The sequence below is a fragment of the Pseudomonas cavernicola genome (assembly GCF_003596405.1).
GTDB lineage: Bacteria > Pseudomonadota > Gammaproteobacteria > Pseudomonadales > Pseudomonadaceae > Aquipseudomonas > Aquipseudomonas cavernicola.
The window spans coordinates 528,996-546,932 of record NZ_QYUR01000008.1 but is presented as its reverse complement, the minus strand read 5'-3'; the positions used below and the strand labels follow the sequence as shown (position 1 = coordinate 546,932).

The following is a 17,937-nucleotide window of genomic DNA, read 5'->3' as shown; positions in this document are numbered from 1 at the left end:
ATTACTGGGCACGAAAGTGAGCTGACTTCCACGAGGTTAAGGATTTAGTGTAATCACAGCCTAATCATCAGCAGAAAGCCCGCCATGTGCGGGCTTTCTGCTTTCTGTCCTTCCCAGCTTCGGCCTTTTGTCGGCTAGTGGGAAAACTCCGGAGTTCTCGGGGCGGTTCAAAAGGGTCATGCCTTATCAATCAGGTTGAGCTATTCAGGTATACGAGAGCGGCGGAATGTTTATTCCGCCAGGCTGAGCAGAAATCTTTGAAGTGAATCCCCCGGATTTTCTAGACGCTCTCCCGGCTTGTGTCACTGAGATTTCGAACGCCCTCCCACGATGATCCCGACATCGATCAATTAGCTGGCCGAGTATGCGTAGAAATCGAAACGGCCCAAGGCCCGGGCACTGACTGAAAAGTGTTCGCCCTTGGGTTAGGCAAGATCACTACCCTCCCTTGCCTTAATCAGCACTACCTTCCGCTTATCCAATTCCCACGAGGGAGGCCTTGACTGCTTCGTTTTTTTGCATTTATCTTATTTATCATGATAAATACAATAATTGACGCAAAAAAGCGTCTACGAGGAATACAGCATGTACGACCCGCTGGTTTCAGCCCATCCCGGTCATGGAGAACCGCACACCTCCTCCTACTGGGCCGCAAGCGCCGGCATTCAGCCCGAGGATGACGGCCCGGTCCGCGGTGCTACCGAGGTCGAAGTAGCAATCATAGGTTCCGGCTACACCGGGCTTACGACCGCTTATTTCCTGGCTCGCGAGCATGGGATCAAGGCGGTCGTGCTGGAGGCTAACCAGATCGCCTGGGGTTGCAGCGGGCGAAATGGCGGATTTGCCAGAGCTTCCGGCGGGCACCTGTGGCCCTCGGAGCTGATCGCGCATTACGGCAAGTCGATGGCCCGCGCGTACTTCGAAGAAACCCGCGACGCCTTGAAGACCCTGAAGCGCCTCATCGCCGAAGGCGGCATCGACTGTGACGCACAGCCTGACGGAGTGATCAAGACCGCCCATCTACCGAGTCGGATGGCGGGGCTGGAAACAGAAGCGCAACTGTTCAACGACGAATTCGACTTTCCCGTCGAGACCCTCTCCCCCCAGGCGCTGAGTCATTACCACAAGGGCAACGAAGTCTACGGCGGCATCCGCCTGCCGGAAGGTTTCGGCATGCATCCGCTGAAACTCGCCTGGGGTTACCTGCGCATGGCGCGAGCCGCCGGCGCCAGGGTGCATCCCGCCTCGCCCGTGGTCGGCTGGGAGCGCAAAGGCGGTCGTCACCTGTTGCAGACACCGGGCGGCGTCGTCAGCGCCCGCAAGGTTGTCATCGCCACCAATGGCTATACCTCACCGGAGCTTCACAGCGCGCTGCGCGGACGTTATATGCCGGTGTATTCGCAGATCATCGTCACCCGCCCGCTCACTGCAGCGGAAGCAGCCGAGTCCCTGCCCAGCAGCGACAGCATGATCGATACCCGTAATCTGCTGCATTACTACCGCCGCCTGCCCGACAACCGGATCATGTTCGGCGGACCGGGAGCGATCTCCGGGAAAGACGCCACGCACCCCCGGCACAAGCTGTCTCTGCTGCATGCGCTGGTCAACAAGTTTCCCGCCCTGGAGCAAGTCACCCTCGAACATGAATGGGGTGGCTGGGTGTGCATGAGCCGCGACGGCATTCCCCACGTCTACGAAGTGCCGGACAGCCCGAGCGTGTATTGCGCCTCGGGTTACTCCGGCAGCGGTGTTTCGTACACGACGGTGGCTGGACGCCGCCTTGCCGCAATGGCGGCGGGTAACCCGGATACCCCGCCTACCCCGCTTACACAAACACCACCCCCGCGATTCCCGTTCGCCACGTTCCTGCGCCTGGGCCAGCATCTCGCGTACCAGCTGTATCGGTACCAGGACGCCAGGAACTGATCGACATCACCACAACCATAGAAGGAACATCCCGTTCTCGACCCGTAACGTCCTCTTACCAACCACCCAATGAGAGCTATTGAAATGACAAGAATAAAATCCAGTCTAGTTTTCACCTCCATGCTGTCCATGGCCGCCCTTTTCGCCGGTGCCGCGCAGGCGGCGGACCTCACCATCATCTCGTTTGGCGGGGCGATCCAGAAGGCCCAGCGCGCGTCCTACTACGAGCCGTTTGAAAAGACCGGCGCGGCGAAGATCGTCGCTGGCGAATACAACGGCGACATGGCGAAGATCAAGGCGATGGTGGATACCGGGTATGTCACCTGGGACCTCGTCGAGATGGATGGCAACTCGCTCGCCCGTAGCTGCGAGGAAGGCCTGATCGAAAAACTCGACTGGTCGAAGATTCCGTCGAAAAAAGACCTGATGCCTGAGGCCGTCAGCGAATGCGGCGCCGGTACCCTGGTGTGGTCCGCCGGGATTGCCTACAACGCCGACAAACTCACCACAGCGCCGACCTCCTGGGCGGATTTCTGGGACCTGGAGAAATTCCCCGGCAAGCGCGGCCTACGCAAGAGCGCGGTCCACACGCTGGAGTTCGCCCTGCTCGCCGACGGAGTGCCAAAAGATCAGGTCTATAGCGTGCTGAATACCCCGGCAGGCGTGGAGCGCGCCTTCAAGAAGCTGGATCAGATCAAGCCCAGCATCCAGTGGTGGGAAGCCGGGGCACAGCCGCAACAATGGCTGGCGGCAGGCGACGTGGTGATGACCTCGGCCTACAACGGACGGATCAAGGACGCGCAGCGCGAAGGCATGAACCTGAAGCTGGTGTGGAACCAGAGCCTGTTCGACCTGGATCACTGGGCGATCATTCGCGGCAGCAAGAACAAGGCGCTCGCCCAGCAGTTCATCGAGTTCGCAAGCAACACCGCAAACCAGAAGGTCTTCGCCGGGGAAATTGCCTACGGCCCAACCAACATGCCTGCGGTGCAAAGTCTGTCGCCGGAGGTGACCGCCGACCTGCCGACGGCCCCCGCGAACCTCGAACAGGCGCTGGCGACCAATAACGAGTTCTGGCTCGACCACGCCGAAGACCTCGAAGAGCGCTTCAACGCCTGGGCCGCTCGCTGACGCGGCCCTACCCCACGCCCCTTTCGCTGCCAAGGACTTTGAATGCGCCTAGTCATCGCCCGAATGAACCATGAAACCAACACCTTCTCCCCGGTGCCGACACCGCTGGAAGCGTTCGCACCGCGCTGGGGCAAGGATGCACTGGACGCCGCCAGCGGTTCGACGACGGCAATGGGCGCCTTCCTGGCCTTCGCGCAGAGAGTTGACGCGAAAGTGATCACCCCCGTGTTTGCCACTGCCAACCCCAGTGGGCTGGTGGAAGACATGGCCTGGCAGGCCATGAGCGATGCTATCGTCGAGGCGGTGAGCGAGGGCTGCGATGCCGTGCTGCTAGACCTGCACGGCGCGATGGTCACCCGCAGCCACACCGATGGCGAAGGCGAACTGCTGAGCCGGGTCAGGGCCGCCGCCCCCACCACGCCCATTGGTGTAGCTCTGGATCTGCATACCAACCTGACCCGGAAGATGGTGGAAAACAGTGACGTTCTGGTCGGTTTCAAGACCTACCCGCACGTCGACATGGTCGAGACTGGCGAGCACGTCGCTCGGCTCATTGAGCGCATGCTCGAGGACAACCTCAGGCCCGCCAGGGCCTGGGTTCACCCGCCATTGCTCGCACACACCCTGATGATGAATACCAACACGCCGGGAGCCATGCGCTCGGCGATCGAAGCGGCACGCCAGGCAGAGGGCCAGGATGGAGTCCTGGCCGCCACGGTTTTCGGCGGTTTCCCGTTGGCGGACATTCCCGACGCCGGGATGTCCGTGGTCGTGGTTGCCGAAGATCATGCGCAGGCCCAGGCCGTCGCCACGCGCCTGTCTGCACAGCTTTGGGCCGAGCGCGAGCACTTCGTCTATCAGGAAACCGACCTGAAGGGCTCGATCGCCCATGCTCGCAACGTCGGCGAGGCCAGTGGTAGCGGTCCGGTGCTGCTGCTCGACCATGGCGACAACTGCATGTCAGGCGGCACCTGCGACACCATGGACGTACTCGCCGAGGCCCTCGCCCAAGGGCTCGATGACATCATCGCTGGCCCCTTCTGCGACCCCGGCGCCGTCAATGCCTTGATCGAGGCCGGGGTCGGCACACGCGTCAGCCTGGAGGTCGGCAATCGCCTGCCGCCCCTGGCAGCCATCGGCGCGCAGAAAAAACCCCTGCACATGAGCGGGATCGTCCGTGCCATCAGCGACGGCGAATACGTCGTCTCCGGCCCCACCTATACCGGGATGCGCTGCACCATGGGCAAGTCCGCGGTGCTGGATACCGGCACCGCCAAGCTGCTGATCAGCGAACGCCCGCATGAGCCATGGGATCTGGGGGTGTATCAGAGCGTAGGCCTGCAACCGGCGAGTTGCCGCTTCCTGATCCTGAAGTCGCGGATGTACTACCGCCCCGTCTTTGCTCCTCTCTCCAAGGTCATCATCGACTGCGCCAGTCAGGGCGTAACCAGCTCGGATTACCGACTGTTCAATTTCGAGCGACTGCCACGCCCCATCTACCCGATCGATCCCACCACGCCCTGGACACCCGAGAGCGAACCATCATGAGTAAGGTAAAAACCCGTGAACCCTTCCAGCGCCGCAAGATATCGGACATGGTGGCGGAAGATTTGCGCCGTTGGATAGCCCAGGAAAACCTCCAGCCCGGCGACCGGCTGCCCAATGAAAAAGCCCTGCTGGAGCACTACAGCTGCTCGAAGGGCACCATTCGCGAAGCCTTGAAGTCGCTGGAGGTTCAGGGGCTGGTGAAGATGTGCACCGGCCCCAACGGCGGCCCCGAGATCTGTACGGTCTCCCTCGATGTGATCATGCAACAGCTGCGCACCTTCCTGCATTTTCAGAAACTCGACTTCAAGCAGATCTACACCCTCCGCCAGAGCCTCGAAGTCATCCTCGCCAAGAGCGTGGTGGACAAACTCGGCGCCGAGCACCTGACGCAGCTGCAGGACAACATCGACACCTACGAACGCTATCGCGATCAGGGCGACCGCATCAGCGCACGCCGCACCGAACTAGAGTTCCACGACATCCTCACCAAGGTCTGCGACAACCCGATCCTGGCGTTCATGTGCCGCTTCATCAATGGCCTATTGCGCGACCTGGTGGAATACCGCAGTGACCAGTACGACGAACATGAGGCGTTCGGCAGCCACAACATCGACAGCCACCGCCAGCTCCTCGACGCCTATCAGCGGCGGGACGGCGCCACGGTGGAAAAGCTGATGAGCGAACATATGCATTGCGCCGCGTCCTTCATGCAGCGGCTCGACGCCCAATTCAGCAAAGACCTGCTCAGCGACAGCCAGTAACTCTCACTTACCGGCTGGCCGATTCACTTGTATTCCGTTCGAGGACTGATCGACATGGACCAAACGACCCTCAACAATGCCTTGAAGTTTTACATCGACGGCGAATGGACCGACCCGGTCATCGCCCGCACCGCCGAGATCATCGACCCTTCGACTGAACAGCCATTCGCCCGTCTGTCGATGGGCAGCGCGGAGGATGTAGAGCGAGCGGTGGCGGCTGCCAAGACCGCCTTCGCCAGCTACTCCCAAACCAGCCGGGAAGAACGGCTGGACCTGCTTAGAAAAGTGCTCGCGGCCTACCAGAAGCGTTGCGTTGCCGTGGCCCAAGCAATGAGCCGGGAAATGGGGGCGCCCGCATCCTTTGCCCTGAACCTGCAAGCCGGCATCGGCACCGCCCACATCAGCAAGATGATTGAGGTGCTCGAGAGCTTCGAGTTCCAGTCGCAGCGCGGCAGCACTCGGGTCGTCAAGGAACCTATCGGCGTGGTCGGACTGATCACCCCCTGGAACTGGCCGATCAACCAGATCGCCTGTAAGGTCATGCCCGCCCTGGCGGCAGGCTGCACCATGGTGTTGAAACCCAGTGAGATCGCGCCACTGAACGCCATCATTTTCGCCGAAGCACTGCACGAAGCCGGCGTGCCCAAAGGCGTCTTCAACCTGGTCAACGGCGATGGCCCTTCGGTAGGTCAAGTCCTGGCCAGCCACCCGGATGTCGACATGGTCTCCTTTACTGGCTCGACGCGCGCGGGCGTCACAGTGGCCAAGGTCGCCGCCGATACCGTCAAGCGCGTACACCAGGAGCTGGGCGGAAAGTCGGCCAACATCCTGCTGCCCGATTGCGACTTCCCCCACGCCGTGGCCCAGGGTGTGCAAGCCTGCTTCCTCAACTCAGGACAATCGTGCAACGCCCCTACCCGCATGTTCGTCCCCCGGGCGCGTTACCAGGAAGCCATCGACATCGCCCGGCGCACGGCCGAATCCATGAAGGTCGGCGCGCCCACGGCTGAAGGCACCGATCTCGGTCCGGTGATTAGCGCCGTGCAGTATGAGAAGATCCAGCACCTGATCGCCGCCGGCATCGACGAAGGGGCGGAGCTGGTTTGCGGCGGGCTGGGTCGCCCCGAAGGGCTGAGCCACGGCCACTATGTACGCCCCACCGTGTTCGGCAAGGTCACTCCGGCCATGACCGTCTCGCGAGAAGAGATTTTCGGCCCGGTCCTGTCGATCCTCACCTATGACTCGGTAGAGCACGCCATTGAAATGGCCAACGACACCGTCTATGGCCTGGCCGCGTACGTCCAGTCCGGCGATATCGCCAACGCTCGCCGGGTCGCCTCCCACCTGCGTGCGGGAACGATCTACCTCAACTACCCCGCTTGGGACCCCGCCGCTCCATTCGGTGGCTACAAGCAATCCGGCAACGGCAGGGAATATGCCGACTTCGCTCTCAACGACTTTTTGGAAATTAAGGGCATAGTAGGTTGACAGTGACGTTGTCCCGAAATTCCAGCACAGCTTATATAGAAAGGCTGCATCGAAGACGCCATGCAGAGTCTTGAGGGCCCCTACTCAGCTCCCCAGTTTTCGACCTGGAAACCAGGAACGCGATTAAACTCACGCTCATTGTTCGTGACGAGGATCCAGCTTGCCGAGCGCACATGCGCAGCCAACCAGAGGGAGGGTATAAATTAACAAGATGCCCCCCCTCACATCCTGCGAGGACTACGCTCTAGCAGAATGTTTTCTTGGAGGCCATCATGAGCGATTTAGCACGGGTAGGTATTGATCTCGGTAAGCACACTTTCCATCTGCATGGTCAGGACCGGTCAGGTCGAGAAGTTTTTCACAAGAAATTCTCTCGCCAGCAAATGATGCGTTTCTCCGGCAAACTGCCGGCCTGCAAAGTGGTCATGGAGGCCTGTGCAGGCGCACATTTCGTCGCACGTGAACTGATGGAGGGTTGGCCGGGATTCGCGCTAAATTCTCCAAAATTCAGTTAAGCTTATGATTTAAAACCTAAAACTGAATTTTGTAATCAGCTCAACAGTGCGCGGACGAGCTTCTTGTTGATCTTGCCGACGCTGGTTTTAGGGATGTCCGCAACGAACTTGATCTGTTTGGGGATCGCCCACTTGTTTATGTGCCCACTGTCCACAAACTGTTGCAGATGGGCCTCCAGAGCCTGTTGATCAATGTTTTTTCCGGACTCGCAAACCACCAGAGCCATGGGACGTTCGCCCCATTGCTCATCAGGAATCCCTACTACCGCGACAGAGATGACAGCCGCGTGCTCGCTGATCAGGCTCTCCAGTTCCAACGAGCTGATCCACTCCCCCCCAGTCTTGATCACGTCTTTGATTCGGTCCTTGATTTCCACCCCGCCCCAGGGGTCGATAGAGGCTATGTCGCCAGTATGCAGCCAACCATCTTCCCAAAGCTCAGCCCCCTTTTCAGGCTCCTTCAAGTAGCCTTGAGTCAACCAAGGGGCACGTACCACGATCTCGCCCAGGGACTCACCATCGTGAGGTACGTTATTGCCGCTGGCATCGATGATTCGCAGATCTACCATCGGCACTGGAACCCCGGTCTTGATGCGAACGGCTAACTGCGCATCCATGGAGTGTTCAAGCTCCTCCGTACGCAGGTAAGTAGTACAGAGCAACGGACAGGTCTCGGACATCCCATATCCGCTGTGCACACGAATACCTTTTGCCGTCGCTTGGCCGGCTACACCCAGTGTCAAGGCACTACCACCCAAGAGCATTTTCCAGCCATTGAAATTGGTCTGCGCAGCTTCGGCGCAGCCCAGGATCATCTGCAGGATGGTGGGCACGCAGTGGGAAAACGTTACCTTTTCTTCACGATAAAGTCTTACCAGGCTATTGGGCTCGTATCGACCGGGATAGACCTGCTTGATCCCCATCAGGGTCGCTACATAGGGCACGCCCCAGGCATGCACATGGAACATCGGCGTGATGGGCATGTAGACATCGTCGGAACGTAACAAGGGCAAGCCTTGGTAAACGCCCAAAGTGCCGACTGCATTCAAGGTATGCAGCACCAACTGGCGGTGAGTGAAATAAACGCCTTTCGGGTTTCCGGTAGTACCGGTTGTGTAGAAGATGGTTGCCACCGAATTTTCGTCGAAATCGGGAAAGTCGTAATGGCTGGCAGCCTGAGACAGCAGCTGCTCATATTCCCCCACCACCGGCAGCCCGGTAGAGCGCGCGCCGTCGTCACTGAGCTGGATATAGCCCTTAACGGTCGTTAGCTCATCATGAATCTGCTCGATCAAAGGCAGGAAGTCATCGTGCACCAACACCAGGTCATCCTCGGCGTGGTTCATGGTGTAGAGAATCTGCTCAGGGGAGAGGCGGATATTCACCGTATGCAGCACCGCACCGATCATTGGCACCGCGAAGAAACACTCCAGGTAGCGATGGCTGTCCCAATCCAGCAGAGCCACCGTATCCCCGGCCTTGACCCCAGCCGCCGTCAGGGCGTTGGCCAGCCTCTGGATTCGCTCGTTGAGCATCCGGTAGCTGTAACGCAGTTTGTCGGCATAAACGATCTCCTGCTCAGGTTCGTATCGCACACCCGACAGCAACAGGCTCTTGATTAACAGTGGGTAGTCGTAGGCGCCTTGCGCCGACGGAATTATTTATGTTGTCACCATGGTTGTTCTTCCTAGTCCTGTTAGTTGGAGGTGTTGGCTAGCGTCTTCAACAAGCCAGCACACACGACCCGCCTTTAAGACGCCGATGACGCCCTTGGCTACAACATTGCACTCGATGCCTCAACCTCGCGTTACCTGCCGTTCATGGGCCGGAGAACCGGCTGAGGTTGGCTCCATGTCGCAGTGGTGAAAGCCAGGCGCCCGGGCCACAAGTGACGCTAGGCGTGCCTTGCCACATAGCGATCAGAACTGCGCAGCGTCCAGCAGATAGAGGCTTTCGCTGCCGGCCTTGACCGACGCGCTCAGCGAGTGGATGCGTGGCAGGATGCGGGCGAAGAAGAACCGCGCGGTGCCGAGTTTGCTGGCGTAGAAGTCGTCCTGACCTTCCTTGCCCAGGGCCGCGCGCGCCATCAATGCCCACATATAAGCGTAAGCGGTGTAGCCGAACACCTGCAGATACTCCACCGAGGCAGCGCCGATTTCGTTCGGGTTGGACATGGCCCGTTCCAGCAGATCGGCGGTTATCTGCTCCAGGTTGGCGATGGCGCCTCTCAGCGGCTCGACGAACTCAGTCAGGGAGGCGTCGGCCGAGTCGGTGAAGGCCTTGATCTCTTCAGCGAAGTGCTTGTAGAACGCACCGCCGCTGCCAATGACCTTGCGCCCGACCAGGTCGAGGGCCTGGATGCCGTTGGTGCCTTCGTACATCTGGGTGATGCGGCAATCGCGCACCAGCTGCTCCTGGCCCCACTCGCGGATGAAGCCGTGGCCGCCGAACACCTGCTGGCCATGGATGGTGGTTTCCAGACCGAGGTCGGTGAGGAAGGCCTTGGCCACCGGGGTGAGCAGCGCCACCAGTTCTTCGGCGCGCTTGCGCACGGCGGAGTCTTCGCTGAATTTGGCGGTATCGAGCTGCATGGCGACATAGCTGGAGAAGGCGCGGCCGCCCTCGTTCAGCGCTTTCATGGTTAGCAGCATGCGGCGCACGTCCGGGTGCACGATGATCGGGTCGGCGGCTTTGTCTTTGGCCACCGGGCCGGTCGGCGCGCGGCTCTGAATTCGCTCGCGGGCGTATTCGATGGCGCTCTGGTAGGAGCGTTCACCGGTCGCCAGGCCTTGGATACCTACGCCCAGACGCTCGTAGTTCATCATGGTGAACATCGCCGCCAGGCCTTTGTTCGGCTCGTCGACGATCCAGCCGGTGGCGCCGTCGAAGTTCATCACACAGGTGGCCGAGGCCTTGATGCCCATCTTGTGCTCGATCGAGCCGCACGACAGGCTGTTCTGTTCGCCTAGCGAGCCGTCGGTATTGACCATGAACTTGGGCACCAGGAACAGCGAGATGCCTTTCGGGCCCGCCGGAGCGTCCGGCAGTTTTGCCAGCACCAGATGGATGATGTTGTCGGTGAGATCGTGCTCGCCGCCGGTGATGAATATCTTGGTACCGCTGACCTTGTAGCTGCCATCGGCCTGCGGTTCGGCCTTGGTACGGATGATGCCCAGGTCGGTGCCGGCATGCGGCTCGGTCAGGCACATAGAGCCGGCCCAGACGCCGGCATACATGTTCGGCAGATACTTTTCCTTCAGCTCTTCGCTGGCGTGAGCGTTGATTGACAGGCAGGCGCCAGCGGTCAACATCGGGTACAGGCCGAACGACAGATTGGCCGAATTGACCATTTCCTCGACTTGCGCAGAGATCACCTTGGGCATGCCCATACCGCCGAATTGCGAATCGCCGCCAACGCCGACCCAGCCGCCTTCGGCGTAGGTCTTGTAGGCTTCGGGGAAACCGCTCGGGGTCTTCACCGCGCCATCGCTCCAGGAGCAGCCCTCTTCGTCGCCACTGCGGTTGAGCGGCGCGATGCTGCCCGCAGCAACCTTGCCGGCTTCCTCGAGGATGGCATTGGCGGTGTCCTCGTCCACCACCTCGGCCAGGGCCGGCAGTTCGGCCCACAGCTTGGATACTTCGAACACTTCGTTGAGCACGAAGCGCATATCGCGCAGGGGAGCTTTGTAGTCAGACATGATTGAATTACTCAGGCAATGGGCATTGACCATGCCCCGATTAATAGAAGTGTCGGCTTCACAGGCTTGCGCTAAGGACTCGCAATGGGACTATGGTTGCGGTATCTCCAGTTGGTGTCGGCTGCTTGATCACACCGGACAGAGAGCCCAAGACGATCCCGCTGATCACCTCCTGCTTCTCCGTCGGGTTCAAGCCGGACTGATTCAGCCAGGACGGCAGATTGTTCAGCAAAGCGACGACACTTTGGACAGTCGCCTTGAGCAAGGGCATGTGGCCTGTTGCCCCAGCCTCAAGCAGCCGCGTCAATAGCCTTTCCTCATAGCGTCTGCGCATCTGCTGGATATGATTCTGGTGTTGCTGCGAGAGACAGCGAAACTCATGCTCCGCCATTAGAAAATGCAGACTGCGACGTTCGTGAAGGGCTATATGTGCCCGCAACAGGGCTTGTAGACGGTTGTAGGCGCCGCCCTCAACCGTGATGAGAGCTGCTTCGAGCAGATCCTCGTAGACCTCCTCGATCAGTTCGAACAGCAGGTTCTCCTTGCTTTCAAAATGGTGATACAAGGAGCCCGCGCCGATATCCAAGTGCAAAGCAAGCTCGCGCATACTGACCCGAGCGAAGCCACGCTCGGCAAACAGTTCAAGAGCCTTGTTGCGGACCTGCTCAAGTCGCGAGACGGGCGCTGGGTCGGGAGATGAAAAGCGCTCCCTGGCGGAACCGCCGGCGAGTAAGCCTTTGCTATTCAATCAACACCTTCCCCGGACAGAACAATGGCAACCTGGGCATACCAAGATCCGCTCTGGGCCATCCGGCCAAGCGACCCACCATGCCGATGCGCCCACTGTTCATATTCAACTTTCTGAGTTTGATTCAGACGCGCTCGAAGATTGCGGCAATGCCCTGACCGCCGCCGATGCACATGGTCACCAAGGCATAACGGCCTTGAGTGCGGTGCAACTCATGGATGGCCTTGGTGACAATGATCGCGCCAGTGGCCCCGACCGGATGGCCGAGGGAAATTCCAGATCCATTAGGGTTGACTTTGGCCGGGTCGAAGTCGAGTTCGCGGGCCACAGCACAGGCTTGAGCCGCGAAGGCTTCGTTAGACTCGATCACATCCAGGTCGGAAACTTTCAGCCCGGCCCGCTTCAATGCCAAGCGGGTTGCCGGGATAGGGCCCAACCCCATCAGCTCGGGCTCGACACCGGCATGGGCATAGCTCACCAGACGGGCGAGCGGGCGCAGGTTGTCTGCCTGTATCACCGCGCCTGTGGCCAGGACTACCGCCGCCGCGCCGTCGTTGAGTCCCGAAGCGTTGCCGGCGGTTACCGTACCGCCCTGCTTGAACGCCGGCTTCATTCGCGCCAGTTGGTCGAGCGACATGTCAGCCCGTACATGCTCATCGACATCGAACAGCTGAGTACCTTTGCGGGTCTTGACCTCAACCGGCACGATCTGGCCGAGGAAATAGCCCTGAGCTATGGCTCGGGCAGCACGCTGCTGACTCTCCAGCGCCAGGGCATCCTGAGCTTCACGGCTTATGCCATGGAGCTCGGAAATATTTTCGGCGGTAATGCCCATATGAATACGATGAAAAGGGTCGTGCAGGATACCGAGCATATAGTCGACGGCTTGCATATCGCCGAGGCGTCCACCCCAGCGCGCGCCGGGCAGCAGGTAAGGACCGCGACTCATGGATTCGACACCGCCGCCAATGGCGATCTCGGTTTCGCCCAGCAGCAGGCTCTGCGCCGCGGAGATGATCGCCTGCATGCCGGAACCACAGAGGCGATTGACATTGAACGCGGGGGTTTCCTTGGGAATACCGGCATTCATCGCGGCTACCCGCGCGACATAGGCGTCTTGCGGCTCGGTCGGAATGACATTGCCCAGCACCACATGACCGATGCGTTCGGCCGCGCAACCACTGCGCTGCAGGGCGGCGTGCACCGCGGTCGTGGCCAGCTGGGACAGCGGGGTATCCTTGAGTGTGCCGCCGAAGGAACCGATTGCAGTTCTTGCAGCGCTGACGATATAGACTTCGGGGTTAGGCATAGGAGACTCCGCGGACATTGAGATCCAGCTGATGCGCCTGGTGAGTAAGCGGCGCAAAAGCTGTGGCGGCGCACTGGGCGCACCTGGATTAGTCTAGAGAGCCGACGAACCCCGGCCTATGCCGAAAATGACCAGCTTGGCTGATGTTTTTTGCAACTCCTGGCGGGTAATCCGCAATAAGCGAGCGCTATGCAAGAGAAGGATTCGGTGGCCGTGTATTTTGCCCAGGCAGCGCTTTACGGGCTGCGCGGGCAGCCAGAGCGGATTGAAGCAGTCCTGGCGCAAGCGGGAATTTCCGAACGACAGCTGGCCGACAGCTCTGCTCGGGTAGCGGCTACGGCCTTCGCCAAACTGTGGCTGGCAGTCGCGCGGGAGCTGGACGATGAGTTCCTTGGCTATGATTCGCACGGCATGCCGATGGGCAGTTTTGCCCTGATCTGTCGGGGGCTGATCCAGACAGCCACTCTCGGACAGGCACTGCGTCAGTGCCTGAGCAGTTTTCGTCTGTTCCTCAGGGATATCCAGGCCAACTTGTCAGTGCGCGGTGAGCGTGCAGTGATTACGCTGCAGAACCGCCAGCAAGACTTGTTCGCCCGCAGCGTCGCCGAGGAAACCTTCCTCACGGCGGTGATTGGCCTGCTGTGCTGGCTTGCGGGCCGGCGCCTGCCTATCGATCGTTCGCAATTCGGTCACCCACGACCGGCGCATGGCGACGACCATCTGTTCTGGGGGCCGAACCTGACGTTCGAGGCCACCCATACCGAAATCGAATTCGCTGCCAGCTACCTGAATCTGCCTGTTGTGCAGGATCTGGCCTCGCTGAAAGTCTTCCTGCGCACCTCACCGCAATGGCTGATCGTGCGCTTCAGCAATCGCCAAGGGCTCAGCAGCCAAGTCTTCAAACAGCTGCGCAATTGTCATTACGAGCACTGGCCTACCCTGGCTGACATGGCCGACGAACGCGCCCTGAGTATCGCCAGCTTCCGTCGCCAGCTGCAACGGGAGGGCTTCTCCTTCCAGGAACTGAAAGATGAAGTGCGCCGCGCTATTGCCTTCGAGTATTTGCGCAATACGGATTTGAGCATCGCGGCGATTGCCGAGAAGGCCGGCTTCCGCGAGGCGAGCGCGTTTCACCGGGCGTTCAAGCAATGGACGGGGGAGAGCCCCGGCCATTACCGGATGAAGCAGCACATTAGCGACTAGGCGGGCAGGAGCAACCATAGGTCCGCCATGGTGGTACGGGCAGCCTAAGCTTGCTGCCACTGATGCCCCCGCCCGGTATCGCGATAGAGTGATGCAGCCAGCCTATCGACAGTGAGGGGCCTCCTGCTCGCAGATAGCTCCTGGCGAGAACTGTCGACAGTTGCACACCAACACGTGAAACGAGCTGCGTGGATTTCTTTTCCGTCGGGCTCCCGGGACGACGTCCGCATCGCCGATGTGGCTCGGACTGGCCCCTGTCGCCGCCTGAAGAGTGCGCCCCTGAAGCCAGGGGCAATCTGTTCAGAGCTACCTATTCCCTACTCCAGGGGGCAGCCTGCTTGATATCAATAAGCGCCCCGATCTTGAGCAGTAGCCACTCCATCCCGACAAGATTCGGACGAGCAGCCTGCCACTCAGGGCTTCCCTTTAAATAGCGCTAAAATCATAACTGTCGACAATGCTCATTATTTTTATTGACCAATGCCGTTTTATTGAGTATTTTTCGATCACAATCACAAATGTGTTGACACTATGCTTGATACCGTCAAACCTCCTAGCACCGTTCAAGATGACTCCGAGACGCTTTCCAAGCATGTCTTTCGCCGTATTCAGGCAGCCATCGTCAAGGGCGAGATCGCCCCGGGCAGCAAAATCTCCGAGCCGGAGTTGGCGCGCACCTATGGCATCAGCCGCGGGCCGCTGCGTGAAGCCATCCATCGTCTTGAGGGGCAGCGGCTGCTTGTGCGGGTGCCGCATGTCGGGGCGCGCGTGGTTTCACTGAGCCATGCCGAGTTGATCGAGCTCTACGAAATTCGCGAATCCCTGGAAGGCATGGCCTGTCGTCTGGCCGCCGAGCGCATGAGCCAGGCCGAAATCGATGAGCTACGCCGGGTACTCGATACCCATGAGCGCGATGCGGCTTTCCAGGCGGGTGTCGGCTACTACCAGCAGGAAGGCGACTTCGATTTCCACTACCGCATCATTCAGGGCAGCGGTAATCGTACCCTGGCCCAGATGCTCTGCGGCGAGCTGTATCAGTTGGTGCGCATGTACCGCATCCAGTTCTCCGTCGTGCCGAATCGGCCACGTCAGGCCTTCGCCGAGCATCACCGTATTCTCGATGCCATCGCCGAACGTGATGGCGAAATGGCCGAGCTGCTGATGCGCCGCCACATCGGTGCCTCAAAACGCAATATCGAGCGCCATTACCAGGAGGCTGCCGGCAAGCAAGGCACCTCCGTCAAGACAGCCACTCCACGAGGTGAGTCATGAGTCAGAGTTCTTCCAATCAGAACACTCCAGGTCAGCGTTTCCGCGATGCAGTGGCCAGTGAACGGCCATTGCAAGTGGTCGGCGCAATCAATGCCAACCATGCGCTGCTGGCCAAACGTGCCGGTTTCAAGGCGATCTACCTGTCCGGCGGCGGCGTTGCGGCCGGTTCCCTGGGGCTGCCGGACTTGGGCATCACGGGGCTGGATGATGTGCTCACCGATGTACGCCGGATCACCGACGTATGCGACCTGCCGTTGCTGGTGGATGTCGACACCGGCTTTGGTTCTTCGGCATTCAACGTCGCCCGCACCGTTAAATCGATGATCAAGTTCGGCGCCGCGGCGATCCACATCGAAGACCAAGTCGGCGCCAAGCGCTGTGGCCACCGGCCGAATAAAGAGATTGTCTCGCAGCAGGAAATGGTCGACCGGATCAAGGCCGCCGTCGATGCGCGCACCGATGACAGCTTCGTGATCATGGCGCGTACCGATGCGCTGGCGGTGGAGGGGCTGCAATCGGCGCTCGACCGCGCGGCGGCCTGCATCGAGGCCGGCGCCGACATGATCTTTCCGGAGGCCATCACCGAACTGGCGATGTACAAGACCTTCGCCGAGCGGGTGCAGGCGCCGATCCTGGCCAACATCACCGAGTTCGGCGCCACGCCGCTGTACACCACCGAAGAGCTGGCGGCGGTCGACGTGTCCCTGGTGCTCTACCCGCTGTCGGCCTTCCGCGCCATGAACAAGGCGGCGGAGAACGTCTACACCGCTCTGCGCCGCGACGGCACCCAGAAGAATGTGATCGACACCATGCAGACCCGCATGGAGCTGTACGAGCGCATCAACTATCACGCCTTCGAGCAGAGCCTCGATGCGCTGTTTGCACAGAAGAAAGGCTGATCCAGCGATTTACGCAGTTGTCGTTTCCAGAACAAATTCAAGATGATGAGGAACCCAGCCATGGCTGAAGCAAAAGTACTGAGTGGCGCCGGCCTGCGTGGCCAGGTTGCCGGGCAGACTGACCTGTGCACCGTGGGCAAGACCGGTGCCGGTCTGACCTACCGCGGCTATGACGTGCGCGAACTGGCCTCCGGGGCGATTTTCGAAGAAGTGGCTTACCTGCTGCTGTACGGCGAGCTGCCGACCTGGGCACAACTGAATGGCTACCTGAACAAGCTGCAAGGTCTACGCGACCTGCCGCTGGCGCTAAAGGAAGTGCTTGAGCGCATTCCGGCCGATGCCCACCCGATGGACGTGATGCGCACCGGCGCCTCAATGCTCGGCAACCTCGAGCCCGAGACCAGCTTCGAGCAGCAGCGCGACAAGGCTGACCGTCTGCTCGGCGCCTTCCCGGCGATCATGACCTACTGGTATCGCTTCAGCCATGAAGGCGTGCGTATCGACTGCGCCAGTGAAGAAGCCACCATCGGTGGGCATTTCCTCGCTCTGCTGCATGGCAAGAAACCGAGTGAGCTGCACGTCAAGGTAATGAACGTCTCGCTGATTCTGTACGCCGAGCACGAGTTCAACGCCTCGACCTTTACCGCCCGCGTCTGCGCCTCGACCCTGAGCGACATCTTCTCCTGCGTTACCGCGGCCATCGGCTCGCTGCGTGGCCCGCTGCACGGCGGTGCCAACGAAGCGGCAATGGAGATGATCGAGAAATTCAGCTCGCCCGAAGCGGCCACCGCCGGCACCCTGGCCATGCTCGAGCGCAAGGACAAGATCATGGGCTTCGGCCATGCGATCTACAAAGAGTCCGACCCGCGCAACGAGGTGATCAAGGGCTGGTCGAAGCAGCTCGCCGAAGAGGTGGGTGACAAGGTCCTGTTCCCGGTCTCCGAGGCCATCGACAACGTAATGTGGGAGCAGAAGAAGCTGTTCCCCAATGCCGATTTCTATCACGCCTCGGCGTACCACTTCATGGGCATTCCGACCAAGCTGTTCACCCCGATCTTCGTCTGCTCGCGGGTCTCCGGTTGGACCGCTCATGTGTTCGAGCAGCGTGCCAACAACCGCATCATTCGCCCGAGTGCGGAATACACCGGCGTCGAGCAGCGTCCGTTCGTGGTTATCGACAAACGTTAACTGACCCAGGTCTCTCCCTTCCGGGAGTGGGTTAGGGAAGGATAACTGTCTCGGAAAGGTGGCCCGTCCCCAGCCCTCTCCCGGAAGGGAGAGATGCACATTTCACCCCAGCATCGAGTTAGCACCATGAGCGCCAGGGCCGAGCTGAACCACCGTTCTGACTATCCGTTACTGGACAAACGCTGATTGGAAAAAGAGGAGTAGGCCGTGACACGTGGCTCTCCCCGATCTCGCCCCTCTGAACATGACTC

13 protein-coding genes and 1 pseudogene are annotated in these 17,937 nt (G+C 60.1%); 10 read left to right on the top strand and 4 right to left on the bottom strand.

The genetic code is table 11. The features are described 5' to 3' along the window. Positions 1-585 precede the first annotated feature (585 nt). From D3879_RS24555 to D3879_RS24525, 6 genes and pseudogenes are all read left to right on the top strand, one after another. Positions 586-1,926 carry an NAD(P)/FAD-dependent oxidoreductase gene (locus D3879_RS24555; protein ID WP_119956797.1) on the top strand — a complete coding sequence of 447 codons (1,341 nt, stop codon included), beginning with the start codon at positions 586-588 and terminating at the stop codon, positions 1,924-1,926. Between the two features lie 84 nt (positions 1,927-2,010). Further along, on the top strand, positions 2,011-3,057 hold the full coding sequence (locus D3879_RS24550) for an ABC transporter substrate-binding protein (protein WP_218567864.1): 1,047 nt from the start codon (positions 2,011-2,013) through the stop codon (positions 3,055-3,057). 42 nt (positions 3,058-3,099) lie between these two features. Beyond that, positions 3,100-4,605 carry a M81 family metallopeptidase gene (locus D3879_RS24545; RefSeq protein ID WP_119956795.1) on the top strand — a complete coding sequence of 502 codons (1,506 nt, stop codon included), beginning with the start codon at positions 3,100-3,102 and terminating at the stop codon, positions 4,603-4,605. Continuing rightward, positions 4,602-5,366, top strand: a complete 765-nt coding sequence (locus D3879_RS24540) for a FadR/GntR family transcriptional regulator (protein ID WP_119956794.1) — start codon at positions 4,602-4,604, stop codon at positions 5,364-5,366. Before D3879_RS24545 ends, D3879_RS24540 begins: the two co-directional genes overlap by 4 nt. A gap of 54 nt (positions 5,367-5,420) precedes the next feature. After that, on the top strand, positions 5,421-6,854 hold the full coding sequence (locus tag D3879_RS24535) for an aldehyde dehydrogenase family protein (protein ID WP_119956793.1): 1,434 nt from the start codon (positions 5,421-5,423) through the stop codon (positions 6,852-6,854). 272 nt (positions 6,855-7,126) lie between these two features. Beyond that, a pseudogene (locus tag D3879_RS24525) lies at positions 7,127-7,363 on the top strand (IS110 family transposase); the annotation flags it as partial. Positions 7,364-7,404: 41 nt separating this feature from the next. Here D3879_RS24525 and D3879_RS24520 read toward each other — a convergent pair. From D3879_RS24520 to D3879_RS24505, 4 genes are all read right to left on the bottom strand, one after another. Next, positions 7,405-9,030 (bottom strand): fatty acid--CoA ligase, encoded by a 1,626-nt coding sequence (locus D3879_RS24520; RefSeq protein ID WP_238474337.1) that lies wholly within the window; start codon positions 9,028-9,030, stop codon positions 7,405-7,407. 258 nt (positions 9,031-9,288) lie between these two features. After that, on the bottom strand, positions 9,289-11,067 hold the full coding sequence (locus D3879_RS24515; RefSeq protein ID WP_119956792.1) for an acyl-CoA dehydrogenase C-terminal domain-containing protein: 1,779 nt from the start codon (positions 11,065-11,067) through the stop codon (positions 9,289-9,291). 58 nt (positions 11,068-11,125) lie between these two features. Continuing rightward, a complete protein-coding gene (locus D3879_RS24510) occupies positions 11,126-11,815 on the bottom strand; it encodes a TetR/AcrR family transcriptional regulator (RefSeq protein ID WP_119956791.1) in 690 nt (229 codons plus the stop codon). 124 nt (positions 11,816-11,939) lie between these two features. Then, entirely contained in the window at positions 11,940-13,124 is a 1,185-nt protein-coding gene (locus D3879_RS24505) for an acetyl-CoA C-acyltransferase family protein (protein WP_119956790.1), read from the bottom strand. Positions 13,125-13,313: 189 nt separating this feature from the next. Here D3879_RS24505 and D3879_RS24500 point away from each other — a divergent pair, with 189 nt between their 5' ends. From D3879_RS24500 to prpC, 4 genes are all read left to right on the top strand, one after another. Beyond that, positions 13,314-14,327: an AraC family transcriptional regulator gene (locus D3879_RS24500; protein ID WP_119956789.1), complete on the top strand. Its 1,014-nt coding sequence runs from the start codon at positions 13,314-13,316 to the stop codon at positions 14,325-14,327. Between the two features lie 531 nt (positions 14,328-14,858). Then, positions 14,859-15,599 (top strand): GntR family transcriptional regulator, encoded by a 741-nt coding sequence (locus D3879_RS24495; protein WP_119956788.1) that lies wholly within the window; start codon positions 14,859-14,861, stop codon positions 15,597-15,599. Then, positions 15,596-16,498, top strand: coding sequence for a methylisocitrate lyase (gene prpB / locus D3879_RS24490; protein ID WP_119956787.1), 903 nt, complete (start codon positions 15,596-15,598; stop codon positions 16,496-16,498). Before D3879_RS24495 ends, prpB begins: the two co-directional genes overlap by 4 nt. A gap of 60 nt (positions 16,499-16,558) precedes the next feature. Further along, entirely contained in the window at positions 16,559-17,686 is a 1,128-nt protein-coding gene (gene prpC / locus D3879_RS24485; RefSeq protein WP_119956786.1) for a bifunctional 2-methylcitrate synthase/citrate synthase, read from the top strand. The last annotated feature ends 251 nt before the right edge of the window (positions 17,687-17,937 follow it).

What these genes read in the sequence shown, in the direction of transcription:
- prpC (WP_119956786.1), top strand. Translation starts at nt 16,559, where the DNA reads ATGGCTGAAGCAAAAGTACTGAGTGGCGCCGGCCTGCGTGGCCAGGTT.
- D3879_RS24515 (WP_119956792.1), bottom strand. Translation starts at nt 11,067, where the DNA reads ATGTCTGACTACAAAGCTCCCCTGCGCGATATGCGCTTCGTGCTCAAC.
- D3879_RS24545 (WP_119956795.1), top strand. Translation starts at nt 3,100, where the DNA reads ATGCGCCTAGTCATCGCCCGAATGAACCATGAAACCAACACCTTCTCC.
- prpB (WP_119956787.1), top strand. Translation starts at nt 15,596, where the DNA reads ATGAGTCAGAGTTCTTCCAATCAGAACACTCCAGGTCAGCGTTTCCGC.
- D3879_RS24495 (WP_119956788.1), top strand. Translation starts at nt 14,859, where the DNA reads ATGCTTGATACCGTCAAACCTCCTAGCACCGTTCAAGATGACTCCGAG.
- D3879_RS24540 (WP_119956794.1), top strand. Translation starts at nt 4,602, where the DNA reads ATGAGTAAGGTAAAAACCCGTGAACCCTTCCAGCGCCGCAAGATATCG.
- D3879_RS24535 (WP_119956793.1), top strand. Translation starts at nt 5,421, where the DNA reads ATGGACCAAACGACCCTCAACAATGCCTTGAAGTTTTACATCGACGGC.
- D3879_RS24500 (WP_119956789.1), top strand. Translation starts at nt 13,314, where the DNA reads ATGCAAGAGAAGGATTCGGTGGCCGTGTATTTTGCCCAGGCAGCGCTT.
- D3879_RS24550 (WP_218567864.1), top strand. Translation starts at nt 2,011, where the DNA reads ATGACAAGAATAAAATCCAGTCTAGTTTTCACCTCCATGCTGTCCATG.
- D3879_RS24555 (WP_119956797.1), top strand. Translation starts at nt 586, where the DNA reads ATGTACGACCCGCTGGTTTCAGCCCATCCCGGTCATGGAGAACCGCAC.
- D3879_RS24505 (WP_119956790.1), bottom strand. Translation starts at nt 13,124, where the DNA reads ATGCCTAACCCCGAAGTCTATATCGTCAGCGCTGCAAGAACTGCAATC.